12 protein-coding genes are annotated in these 11,402 nt (G+C 41.4%); 3 read left to right on the forward strand and 9 right to left on the reverse strand.

Annotated elements, in window-relative coordinates:
* Window positions 1-443 precede the first annotated feature (443 nt).
* From ACMX3D_RS28775 to ACMX3D_RS28795, 5 genes are all read right to left on the reverse strand, one after another.
* Complete coding sequence (locus ACMX3D_RS28775; protein ID WP_482749176.1) at window positions 444-1,274, reverse strand: hypothetical protein; 831 nt, start codon at window positions 1,272-1,274, stop codon at window positions 444-446.
* A gap of 172 nt (window positions 1,275-1,446) precedes the next feature.
* Complete coding sequence (locus ACMX3D_RS28780; protein ID WP_482749177.1) at window positions 1,447-3,048, reverse strand: alkaline phosphatase D family protein; 1,602 nt, start codon at window positions 3,046-3,048, stop codon at window positions 1,447-1,449.
* 314 nt (window positions 3,049-3,362) lie between these two features.
* Window positions 3,363-4,472, reverse strand: a complete 1,110-nt coding sequence (locus tag ACMX3D_RS28785; protein WP_482749178.1) for an AI-2E family transporter — start codon at window positions 4,470-4,472, stop codon at window positions 3,363-3,365.
* A 113-nt stretch (window positions 4,473-4,585) separates the two neighbouring features.
* Entirely contained in the window at window positions 4,586-5,044 is a 459-nt protein-coding gene (locus ACMX3D_RS28790) for an NUDIX hydrolase (protein WP_482749179.1), read from the reverse strand.
* A gap of 18 nt (window positions 5,045-5,062) precedes the next feature.
* Window positions 5,063-5,443, reverse strand: coding sequence for a hypothetical protein (locus ACMX3D_RS28795; protein ID WP_482749180.1), 381 nt, complete (start codon window positions 5,441-5,443; stop codon window positions 5,063-5,065).
* Between the two features lie 291 nt (window positions 5,444-5,734).
* Between ACMX3D_RS28795 and folD the strand changes: the two genes are divergently transcribed.
* The 3 genes from folD (at window position 5,735) to ACMX3D_RS28810 (ending at window position 8,478) form a co-directional block, all read left to right on the forward strand.
* Window positions 5,735-6,610, forward strand: coding sequence for a bifunctional methylenetetrahydrofolate dehydrogenase/methenyltetrahydrofolate cyclohydrolase FolD (folD, locus tag ACMX3D_RS28800; protein WP_482749181.1), 876 nt, complete (start codon window positions 5,735-5,737; stop codon window positions 6,608-6,610).
* 127 nt (window positions 6,611-6,737) lie between these two features.
* Complete coding sequence (gene crtE, locus ACMX3D_RS28805) at window positions 6,738-7,667, forward strand: geranylgeranyl diphosphate synthase CrtE (RefSeq protein ID WP_482749182.1); 930 nt, start codon at window positions 6,738-6,740, stop codon at window positions 7,665-7,667.
* A 355-nt stretch (window positions 7,668-8,022) separates the two neighbouring features.
* Window positions 8,023-8,478, forward strand: a complete 456-nt coding sequence (locus ACMX3D_RS28810) for a divergent PAP2 family protein (protein ID WP_482749183.1) — start codon at window positions 8,023-8,025, stop codon at window positions 8,476-8,478.
* Window positions 8,479-8,580: 102 nt separating this feature from the next.
* Here ACMX3D_RS28810 and ACMX3D_RS28815 read toward each other — a convergent pair whose 3' ends face one another.
* The 4 genes from ACMX3D_RS28815 to ACMX3D_RS28830 form a co-directional block, all read right to left on the reverse strand.
* Window positions 8,581-9,234 (reverse strand): hypothetical protein, encoded by a 654-nt coding sequence (locus tag ACMX3D_RS28815; RefSeq protein ID WP_482749184.1) that lies wholly within the window; start codon window positions 9,232-9,234, stop codon window positions 8,581-8,583.
* Window positions 9,235-9,372: 138 nt separating this feature from the next.
* Window positions 9,373-9,702, reverse strand: coding sequence for an MgPME-cyclase complex family protein (locus ACMX3D_RS28820; protein ID WP_482749185.1), 330 nt, complete (start codon window positions 9,700-9,702; stop codon window positions 9,373-9,375).
* A 62-nt stretch (window positions 9,703-9,764) separates the two neighbouring features.
* Complete coding sequence (locus ACMX3D_RS28825; protein ID WP_482752450.1) at window positions 9,765-10,484, reverse strand: ester cyclase; 720 nt, start codon at window positions 10,482-10,484, stop codon at window positions 9,765-9,767.
* A gap of 170 nt (window positions 10,485-10,654) precedes the next feature.
* Complete coding sequence (locus ACMX3D_RS28830; RefSeq protein WP_482749186.1) at window positions 10,655-11,380, reverse strand: pyridoxine 5'-phosphate synthase; 726 nt, start codon at window positions 11,378-11,380, stop codon at window positions 10,655-10,657.
* Window positions 11,381-11,402: the final 22 nt, after the last annotated feature.

The following is an 11,402-nucleotide window of genomic DNA, read 5'->3' on the forward strand; positions in this document are numbered from 1 at the left end:
TTTCAGCAATTACCGCATTGACTGCTTTCACCCCTGCTTCGCATCTTTGATAATCGGTCTCGGATGTGGGGGCTACCAAAGTTGCCTCTGGTAGTCTGTGTGCTTTTAATCCCGCACTAGGACAGTAGGACTTGGTGTATTTTGGGGTAAGTTATAGTGTTAGTGTGAACTTCTACTTTTCTTTTCCTCTCTAGTTTTCTCAGCTTGTAGCTAGACTAGATTCCCTCACCTACATGGATATATGAGTTGTCATTTTATTGGGGATTAAAGTGCGAACTCAACCCAGGATGGGTTACCCAATAAAAGCCAGTCATCCCTAAGTATTGCTACTTATTTCGACTGAACGAATCGCACGCCCGCCGCAGGCATCGCCTCCTCTACAACTCATGATAAATATAACGTGGAAGGCGATCGCTACTGTGTTTATACTCAGCACTAAACACTCATTTTTTCGTCGCCAACTTTGGATAATTACCCAACCATTCTGATTTGGGATTCATTTCAAATAAAGTAGCTTCTAACATTGCCAGCAGCAAGTTTTTCCGGCGCATAACTTGTTTACGGAAAAGCGTTGCTTGTTGTTCTTGTTGTTTAAAGGCATTCCAAGAAACATCTGTAGATAAATTAATGCCTAAATCAGTCAAAATTTTCTGTCTAAATTGCAAGTGAGATTGAAAAAGTTCATCAATATCAATATTGGGATGATATCGTCGGATTTGTTGAGGATGTCGCCAGATATAAGTAATGCCATCACCACTATTAATTGTACGATTAATTTCAGCTAGTACCCAATCTTGCTGTAAAACACTAAAAAACACAAATTGCTGTGTAATAATTTCCCCTGTTTCTTGAAAAAACTGTCCGATTTCGGCAAAACAATAATATTCGGGATGGGCAAAACATCGGGCAAAACCGATACCTGGTTTAATATCATGGTCAATTAAATGAATAAAACCAAGAGATTCTAAAATAGTAGTGTGATACGCCAAAGACACTACATCTAACTGAGGATAATTTGTTGGCGCTATTTCTTGAAACTGCACATCATCTGGCATTGACTGAAGTATTTGGGACTTCAGATTAGATAAGTACCAAAGTAAGGGAAATAGCGCGATCGCAACGACCAGTGTAAAACCTATTAAATCTGGCAAACTTAACATATTGGTTAATTGCCAATTATTGCCAGCCAAAAGATATAAAAATAAGCTTAAACCTAATAATATATAGCTGGCGATCGCCAGCCAAAATGTTTGTATTCCTGCACTTAGTTGCATAGCTGACCTTCTTATCTGCTGTGACTCCGTTAGAATACCCAGCTAAGAAGGATCAATAACTTTTACCCGTTAGATTGGGGTAGCAGTGCTAAGATTCAAGCTTTATGGGATATTTGGGATGTTTGAGAGGATGGTGCGTTGCGCTTTGCGACAACACACCCTACGGCTACGGCTAATATTGTTCGGGTGGTAAATCTACACTGTAAACAGTTTGCCCTGCCAAGTTACGCAGTGATACTGTCATCACTTTGGTATAAGCATTAATTTTGACTGCACCAAAGAATTGCAACCCTTCACTGGGGGGACGATTTGCCCTCGTACCTGGAGGAAGGCTTTGAAATACCAATTGTGGGCCAAAGGTATTTTCTAATTGGTTTGGGCCAAATGTGCCAGCATTCAGCGGCCCAGCGACAAATTCCCAAAAAGGTTTGAAGTCTTGAAACTGTGCTTTGTTAGGGTCGTAGTAGTGGGCGGCGGCGTAATGGACATCCGCAGTTAACCACACAACATTTGTAATGTTCTTATTCTTGATAAACCGTAGTAAGTCTGCGAGTTCTAATTCCCTTCCTAAAGCTGGGCCGTCGCCGTTAGCCCAAGCTTCAAAATTAGCACTACCATCTGGAACTATCAGTCCCAAAGGCATATCACTAGCAATGACTTTCCAAGTTGCTTTGGATGTAAGTAGTTGTCGTTTCAGCCATTGCACTTGTCTTCTACTCAGAAAATCTGTTTCTGAACTGGGTTCTGGCTGACGATTTGGAGAATTTGGCCCTCTATAAGTGCGCTCATCCAGCATGAAAATGTCTAGTAATGAGCCATAGTTGAAAGAACGGTAAATTCTGGTTCGTTCTGGGTCATCGTCATACTGAATAGGTATGTATTCTAAGAATGCTTGCCTTGCCCTTTGTGCTAACAAGTTAACATCCTTGACTGTGTAGCGGTCATCATTGAGAATATTCTGCCCAGGATACCAGTTATTTCTAACTTCATGGTCATCCCACTGCGCTAAAACTGGCACTTCAGCGTAGAAACGCCTGATATTTTGATCCATCAAGTTGTACTTATAATTACCTCGAAATTCTGCTAAAGTTTCTGCGACTTTAGATTTTTCGATTGTGGTAATGTTGCGCCAAATTGTGCCATCATCCAGCCTTACTTCTGATTGAATGGGGCCATCAGCATAGATATTATCGCCAGAATGGATGAAAAAGTCAGGCTGAAGTTGCCGCATGGTTTCATAAATTCTCATCCCCCCAAAATCGGGATTGATACCCCATCCTTGACCGGCGGTGTCGCCACCCCAAACAAAGCAGATATCTCTACCAAATCTAGGCGGTGTAAGGAAAGTACCTGTTACAGGGGCGCTGTAAATGTTTTGATAATTTAAATCTTGAAAAATTACCCGATAGCAGATTTGTTGATTTGGGGGTAAATTTTTGAGATTGAGTCTAGCGGTAAAGTCGCTATTTTCTAACGCAACAGGGCCAGGAATGCGGCGTACATTACGAAAAGATTCGCTAGTGGAATATTCTACGATCATTCTGGCGGGGCGATCGCTCCGACTCCAAATTACAACGTTGTTTTCGCTAATATCGCCACTAGCTACACCATAAGGTATACGAGGACGCATTCTTTCAGAGGTAATAATTGCAGGTGCTTGAGCAAAAACTCCTGATTTCGAGACAATATTTGTCCCAATAATTCCACCTGCTGTTACCGCTGAACGCAGTAAAAATTGGCGACGATTTATCTTTAATGGCTGATTAGATTCCATAAATTCAAAGGTGTATAAGGAACTAAGAAGCTAAATATTCACGCGTGAATAACACACAAAAATAATGTGCATTAATATAATTAATGCCTAAGCAGTAATGCGAGAAAAACAGATTTTTTGTTATGTAATATTCTGTAAACTTTAATTAATCAGATAGACCAGATTTATTCATCAATAGGTATTTAGCACATTCTTTGAATGTTAGAAGTAAATATTGAGTTATCCAGAAGTTAAGAAAGAGTTATCTAAAAAAATATCCCCGACTTCTCAAAGAAGTCGGGGATCTGAAATGTCGATGTAGTGGCTGATGAACTTTAGCTGACGTAATTTTCTTGATTTATTTCCATTGGTGCAACTTTTACACCATCCTCACCAGGTATAAACTGTTGACTAAGTTCTCCGGCTCGCCAACTATCTGCAATATCCTTAACAAAACTAGCAATAGGAATAGCAATTAATAAACCTAAAACGCCACCTAATTTTGCACCTATGAGTAAGGAAATCACAACCCATACAGGATTTAACCCTGTTAAATTTCCTAAAATTCTAGGTGCAACAATATTAGAGTTGATTTGGTCAAGTGCTACAGCTACACCTAAAACTTCCACACCTAACCAAAAGTTTTCTAAAGCCACTAATAAACTAACTATTCCAATTCCTATCCCTGTACCAAAGGGAAACAACGAGAAAAAGCCAATGGCAATGCCAAAAAGTAAAGCTAGGGGAATTCGCAGTGCTACAAATGCTAATGTCACTAACACAGCTAAAATCGACCCCAGTGTTGCTTGACCAATAAAATAATTCTGAAAATCTTCTCGGAGTAATTGCCTAACTTTTGTGCCTATATGGGAGGGAAACCACTGATAAATACCATCCCATAAATTTTCACCATTTAATATTAAATAAATAGTCAGAACTGCTGCAATTAATATATTAACTACAACACCGATCGTGTCAAAAGCAAAACCAAGTATTCTACCTGTAAAAGATTGAAATTGATTAGATAACCTCTCTAATAATTGCAGGGCTAACCCTCTTAAATTTACAGGAATTTGTTGCGTAGCTGCCCAAGTTTGAAAAGCATCTAATTGCTGCAAGCCAGAATCTACCCAAGAGGGGAGGATATTTGCTAATTCGTTCAGCTGTTGCAAGATAATTGGCACTAAGGTGACACCAATACCCCCAACAATCACCACAGCTAACAGCAAAACTCCAATAATAGCCAAGTTCCGGGGTACACCGCGTCTATGAAAGAACTGGATGGGGTAGTTTAAGACAAAAGCTAGTAGGATAGCGATCGCAACTACACTCACCAAAGGTTGGAAGTACTTGACAACTTGGATTAATAACCAACCGTTGAGAATGACTAGCGGAAACGCCAAGCCATAACTTAACCATCGTGGTAGTTTGTTTGCTGATTGCATGAGAGTGACTTCACCACAATTCTTTAATTTATTGTGGCATCAGATTACTGAGACAAAAAATCAAAAGTTTGGTAATTAGGGGTGCAAGGGTGTAAGGGTAAAGAGTGTTTTCCTCACTCAGCACTCAGAACTTGATACTCAGCACTTTGCTTATTGATAAAATCCAGCATAATTTTTTGATGCATCGTCCCCAAAGGTCGGACTTCGCCAGCTATGGCTGAGTAACAACCACCATTACGAATATCTTCTGGGGTTAAAAGTCCCATGTCCCAGCCTTCATTTAGCTCCAGTTGATTTAAATCCACTAATAAGGGAGCTTGAAAAACATGGCGAATGACCTTTTCATCGGGATAACAGCCAAATTCGGCAAAGGTTGGCAAATCATAAGCAATTTCTTCCATAATTTCGCGTTTGAGCGCCACTTCTGGCGTTTCGCCGGGTTCGATATGTCCGCCAAACAAACCCCAGCAACCAGCCGCCGCAATTGTCGGGATATTGTCTCGTAGTTGCATGAGATACTTATTGTCTTGGTAGAGAATAGCGATCGCGACTTCTGGTAATTGGTTAGTCATAAAATTTATAATTAAAAATTACTCTTCTGTTATATACACTTCACCAAAATCTTGCCCTGCGATCGGAATACTTTTATAACGAACTTTACCCTTCAATACTACTTGAGTTCCCTTTTGCAAATTGCTTTGATTGGTAATTACCCAAATTTTTCCAGTGGAGTCACTAATTTCGTATGCCCACTGCTTCATCAAAGGCACTTGCTTTTCTACCTTACCTTGAATATACACGGTAGCTTTTTTGCCTGGTTTGGCTTGAATATCTTCAATTGGAGTCACATTGCTGCCAAAGATGAAATTGCTGCCTTTTAAGTCAGAAGCTGTCCAAGAACCACAACTAAAAAGTCCCGCTACTAGTAAAAAATGGCAGAATATGCGGTAATAATTTGGCGATTTGTGCATTAGTCTCATAGCTGATAGAAAGTAGCGAGTTGGGAATGGGCAATAGAACACTTTTCTACTGTTCTACTATTACCTGTTGCCTTTTACCTGTTCCCTGTTCCCTATTCCCTCTCTATAAGATTTCATTCTTTGATCCGTAAGATTTAGACCAGGGATCTGAGAAGATAAACAAGTATGGTCTTGTGGTAGGAGAGACGCAACAGCAATCAACAGACAAAAATTTTTTAAACTGTTGACTTCGCTACAGACAAATCAACTTTTGGATTAGAGGCGAATCTTCTGAGGATTCTCATGGAAACAACAACTGCCAAACTTCTTGATGGTAAAGCGTTAGCAGCAAAAATTCACAAACAACTACAAACACAAATTCACCAATTACAAGCCAAAGTTGGCCGTCCTCCGGGTTTAGCAGTGTTGATGGTCGGCGATAACCCCGCATCTGCCGCTTACGTCCGCAATAAAGAGAAAGCCTGCGCTAAGGTGGGTATTGCCTCTTTCGGTAAGCATTTTCCCAAAGAAACTAGCCAACAAGAATTAGAAGCTGTCATTGCCGAACTCAACGAAGACAAACGAGTAGATGGTATTTTGGTGCAACTACCCCTACCAGAACACTTGGATGCTGTATCTTTGTTACATACAATACATCCAGATAAAGATGCTGATGGACTGCACCCAGTAAATTTAGGGCGGTTAGTACGGGGTGAAGCAGGGTTACGCAGTTGCACGCCTGCGGGAGTAATGCACTTGCTGGCAGAATATAATATTCCCTTGCGGGGCAAAAATGCAGTAGTTGTGGGGCGTAGTATTTTAGTAGGAAAGCCAATGGCTTTGATGCTACTAGAAGCAGATGCTACCGTCACCATAGCCCACTCGCGATCGCAAAATCTTGGTAGCATCACCAAGAATGCCGATATTCTCATCGCCGCAGTTGGTCGTCCAGGACTCATTACAGCTGACATGGTAAAACAGGGTGCGATCGTGGTAGATGTGGGGATGAACCGCGTCACTGATGCCAATGGCAATAGTCGCTTAGTCGGCGATGTTGATTTGGAATCAATTGCTGGTGTGGCGGAGTATTTCACCCCAGTTCCTGGTGGTGTCGGCCCAATGACCGTTGCCATATTGTTGCAAAACACCTTTACCAGCTATTTACGTGCTACAAGCTAGGCAAAAGTTATGAGTATGAATTTTTGACTTCCGATTCATCCCGCATAGCTTTTGGGAGCCAAAGCCCCGTAAAATTGTGACGTATACGACAAACAGCCAAAAGCCAAAAATTGAAGGAATTATAAGAATGGTAGCAGCTGATAACCTTCAGAAGATGCCCCAAACAGCAACCTTTAACCTTGCCGCTTATCTCAAAGAGCGCCAAAAGCTTTGTGATACTGCTCTGGATACATGTATGCCTGTTGTTTATCCAGAAACAATCTACGAATCAATGCGCTACTCTCTACTAGCTGGAGGTAAGCGTGTGCGTCCCATTCTCTGCCTTGCTACCTGTGAAATGATGGGCGGCACTATCGAAATGGCTATGCCTACAGCTTGTGCCGTAGAAATGATTCACACAATGTCATTAATTCATGATGACTTGCCAGCAATGGACAATGATGATTATCGTCGTGGTAGATTGACGAATCACAAAGTCTATGGTGATGATATCGCCATTTTGGCTGGAGATGGTTTACTAGCCTTCGCTTTTGAACTGGTTGCCACTCAAACACCTGAAAGCGTTCCGAGAGATAAAGTTTTACAAGTAGTAGCACGCTTAGGCAGAGCCTTAGGCGCAGCAGGTTTAGTCGGTGGTCAAGTAGTCGATTTGGAATCAGAAGGTAAAACAGATATTTCTCTGGAAACCCTGAATTTTATCCATAACCATAAAACTGCTGCCCTTCTGGAGGCTTGTGTCGTTTGTGGTGGTATTTTGGCAGGAGCATCACCAGAAGATGTACAACGACTGACTCGCTACTCACAAAACATTGGTCTGGCATTCCAAATCATTGATGATATTTTGGATGTGACTGCAACCCAAGAACAATTAGGTAAAACGGCAGGTAAAGACCTTGTAGCAAAGAAAGTCACCTATCCTAGCCTGTGGGGAATTGAAGAATCACGCGCTAAAGCTCAACAGCTAATCGAGTCAGCTTGTGCAGAATTAGAGCCATATGGCAACCTTGCACAACCCCTCAAAGCCATAGCGCACTTTATCGTAAATCGCAATAATTAGGACATACCCATTTGGATTGTAATTTTGGAGCCACTGTGTGGTGAATCAGCATTACAGGAGGGTGAGCGACTTTTAAGTAGCTATTATTCCATTAGATTCATAGTCTTAATTAATACCAATTGGAAACATGATTGCGATGTATGGATTCATAGAACCTATATTTAGAGGACAATCTCAATCCAAAATCCGAAATCCAAAATCCAAAATGGTATAACAGGCTACTCCAAAAACCTCAAACATGATTAAGTGTGCCAATTTGGGATCAGTTCCTTTTGAGATTTGGAATTTTAGGTTGCGTCGAATTTTTACTTACAAAATAATTACTACTAATCTTAACTAACTGAACCAAAACACCATGCAGGACATAGCCGATATTTTAGACAACCGGGTGCTGCTGGTAGCGCTGGTAGCTTGTTTCATTGCTCAAGCATTGAAACTGGTTATCGAGGTCGTCAAAAATCAAAAACTGAATGTGCGTGTTTTAGTTACGACTGGCGGTATGCCCAGCGCTCATTCGGCTTTAGTGACAGCCCTAGCAGCTGGTATAGGGCAAACTGTTGGTTGGGCATCGCCGGAGTTTGCCTTAGCTACAGTTTTTGCCATTATCGTGATGTACGATGCAGCCGGAGTCCGTCAAGCTGCGGGTAAGCAAGCTCGAATACTCAATCAAATGATTGCAGAATTATTTGATGAAAAGCACGAGTTTAGCCAAGATCGCCTCAAGGAATTACTAGGACATACACCAGTACAAGTGATAGCCGGTTCAGCCTTGGGGATTACTATTTACTGGTTAGCTAGGTATGCTTATTAAAAGTATGAAGTGTGTAGACACCCTTTGGGTGGCTTCCCGAAGGGTAGTATGAAGTATGTGATTTTATCTTTTAGGCTTGACACTTCAGAGTTTTTGAACTGCCTACTGTACTCGTACAGATGAACGCAGTAACACTACTTTGCGACTATCGACGAGGATGGCAAAAAAGCCGCGCTCGTTGAGTCTCTGTAGTGTATTGTATGCCTGTTGTTGGTTGGTCGTATGAGTTGCCAATAAGTAGGGGCGCTGTCCATAGGAGGCAAAACCTACGTTACCTCCCACAACTTGTTGCACGCTATTAGCTACTTCTGGACGGTTGAAGTAATCTACCAGTACAGCATAACCTTGTCCTAATGGTTGGGGATTATAGTTAACTGTTGGTACTGTTGCTGCTTGTTGAGTAACTTCAGCAGGCCGTGTAGTGATGATGGCAGATAAGCCAACGATATTGTTAATATATCTTGCCCAACGATTTGCATCTTCAATTTTGTTAAAACCACCTATCCGGGTTACTGTGTCAGTGAGATATTGGCAGGTAGTAGTGGAAATCTCGTTTGGCAAAGCATTGCGTAATTGTTTTTGATATTCTGCTGTGGGACTAATTACTAGTAACAAATACTCCCCAGGATTTGGTGGTTGGCAGACAGGGATTTTTTGTTGGGCATTGACAGAAATTGTAGTATTGATTAAACCAGCGATCGCTATTACCAATGCACTAGATATAGTCTCAAACCTCTGCACAAAATTGGGACGCATAAGCTAGATTTTTTCAAAAAATTTTATTTTAGTAATTTGTCAATAGTCAATAGTCAATGGTTAATGGTCAACCAAAATAATCAAGTATTTTGATGAATAAAAACTATGGACAATGGACTATTGACTCTTGACTCTTGACTAAGAAACACTAGCAAGAGATGCTAACGGATCAGGAATTGTTACAGAAGGTGCATGAAATTCTCCTGTAATTACGTACTCTAACCGCAGTTTCAACCAAGTAATAAATTGGGGATTTGTAGAAATAATTGCAGCTGCGGGTTTTGGACAATTAGCTTTAACTTCTGCCATTTCTGGCGCTTCTAAAAAGGCTGGTTGTTGAACTAGCCAAAAATCAATTTGTTTTTCATTTTCATGATAATGACGTGTGCGTTCTTTCAGTACTTCTTCTAGGGGTTCTTCTTGTACTAGAAAGCGTTGACTGGCTAAAACGTAATAATATGTTTGCATTTTCATCCTTGGGTTACTAATGGATTAAATAGGGTACAGTGTGAATTCTGTACCCTATTTAACTAACTCTTACGGAATTTTGAGAACCAAGAACTGAAGGGACAAGCACTTCCTTTAGTTTCACTATTTGTTTGTATACCACCAGCTGTGAGTTTTTCTAAAAACAGCGTGTTGTCAAAATAGTGTTCTACGGAAATAATCTTTAAATCATCGGTAACACGAGCCACGCTCATACCGATGATTTCGATTGTCTCTCCAGTTGGTGCATGGCCTTTATATGCACCTCTAAAATGTCCCCAGTGTCGCCACTTAAATGCCACGTTTGGTGGCCCTGAGAACACTTCCAGCACTTCCCAAGGAAAGCCTTGGGGAAATGTTGTGTGGAAGATTTTAGCTGATGATTCAAAGCTTTCTTCGGAAGCTTTGTAATGTTCAGAATCAGCCATAAATAAATTGTAAGTACCTTGGTGACCTAATTCTGCTGCTGTGTACTCAGACCCGCCATTGGTACTAATGCGAAACTTGTCACTCACAACCGATAACCACTGCTGGGGGTTAGATTTAAATGATACCTCCATCTCGAAGGTTCTTACCAAGTTCTGCACGATCGCTTCTAACGATCCTTCAACATGATGACATACACTTTCTTTGGCAAGGTTTTCTTTGGAACGAGAATAATCAGGAGGTGTTTGATAGCGCCACTCAACATCTGTGCTGGCGGCGATAACTTTATCTCTATCCTGTACCCAAAGCGGCAAGTTTTGTGATTGTGTTGAGGTCATAAAAGTCTTAGTTGAGATTTTAATCAACAAAGCTGAAGTTTGAAGTTTTAAGACTGAAACATTCATTTCATACTTCACACTTCATACTTCATACTTTTTTCTAGATTTCGCAGTTACAACCCCTCTGTTGTTGAAATTTAAAGCTGAAAAATCATTTCATACTTTACACTTCACACTTCATACTTCTGTATCGCTTGTTTCATCTCTCGGACTGCTCTTTCCATGCCGACTAAAGCTGCCCGGCTGATGATAGTATGACCGATGTTGAGTTCTTCCATGCCTGGAAGCGCCGCGACAGGATAAACATTCCAGTATGTGAGTCCATGACCAGCATTCACCCGTAGTCCAGCTTTAATCGCTTGTTCGCACCCTTTGGCTAACACAGCTAGTTCTTTTTGGCGACTGGTTTCATCGTGCGCTTCAGCATACTGGCCAGTGTGCAATTCAATAAATTTTGCCTGCACTTTGACAGATGCTTCAATTTGTGCAGGGTCAGCATCGATAAATAGACTAACAGGAATGCCAGCGCTTTGCAGTTTATCGACAATTTCTCCTATTCTAGCAATTTGCCCAACGATATCGAGTCCGCCTTCTGTGGTGACTTCTTCCCGTTTTTCTGGAACTAGTGTCACATAATCTGGTTTAATGTCAAGTGCGATCGCCACCATTTCATCTGTAGCGGCCATTTCTAGATTAAGATGGGTTCTCACTGTTTGCCGCAGTAAACGTACATCTCGGTCTTGAATATGCCGCCTGTCTTCCCGCAAATGTACTGTAATTCCATCTGCACCCCCTAATTCTGCCAGCACAGCTGCCGCCACGGGGTCTGGTTCCACCGTCCGCCGCGCTTGTCGGATGGTGGCGATATGGTCAATGTTAACTCCGAGTGTAGGCAACCCTAGTCTCCCGATTCACAGT

Source organism: Anabaena sp. TISTR 8404 (assembly GCF_056847745.1).

Bases quoted from the DNA above. Each gene is read 5' to 3' on its own strand.
- ACMX3D_RS28785 (WP_482749178.1), bottom strand. From the start codon at position 4,472: ATGCAATCAGCAAACAAACTACCACGATGGTTAAGTTATGGCTTGGCG.
- crtE (WP_482749182.1), top strand. From the start codon at position 6,738: ATGGTAGCAGCTGATAACCTTCAGAAGATGCCCCAAACAGCAACCTTT.
- ACMX3D_RS28825 (WP_482752450.1), bottom strand. From the start codon at position 10,484: ATGACCTCAACACAATCACAAAACTTGCCGCTTTGGGTACAGGATAGA.
- ACMX3D_RS28820 (WP_482749185.1), bottom strand. From the start codon at position 9,702: ATGCAAACATATTATTACGTTTTAGCCAGTCAACGCTTTCTAGTACAA.
- ACMX3D_RS28775 (WP_482749176.1), bottom strand. From the start codon at position 1,274: ATGCAACTAAGTGCAGGAATACAAACATTTTGGCTGGCGATCGCCAGC.
- folD (WP_482749181.1), top strand. From the start codon at position 5,735: ATGGAAACAACAACTGCCAAACTTCTTGATGGTAAAGCGTTAGCAGCA.
- ACMX3D_RS28790 (WP_482749179.1), bottom strand. From the start codon at position 5,044: ATGACTAACCAATTACCAGAAGTCGCGATCGCTATTCTCTACCAAGAC.
- ACMX3D_RS28815 (WP_482749184.1), bottom strand. From the start codon at position 9,234: ATGCGTCCCAATTTTGTGCAGAGGTTTGAGACTATATCTAGTGCATTG.
- ACMX3D_RS28780 (WP_482749177.1), bottom strand. From the start codon at position 3,048: ATGGAATCTAATCAGCCATTAAAGATAAATCGTCGCCAATTTTTACTG.
- ACMX3D_RS28810 (WP_482749183.1), top strand. From the start codon at position 8,023: ATGCAGGACATAGCCGATATTTTAGACAACCGGGTGCTGCTGGTAGCG.
- ACMX3D_RS28795 (WP_482749180.1), bottom strand. From the start codon at position 5,443: ATGCACAAATCGCCAAATTATTACCGCATATTCTGCCATTTTTTACTA.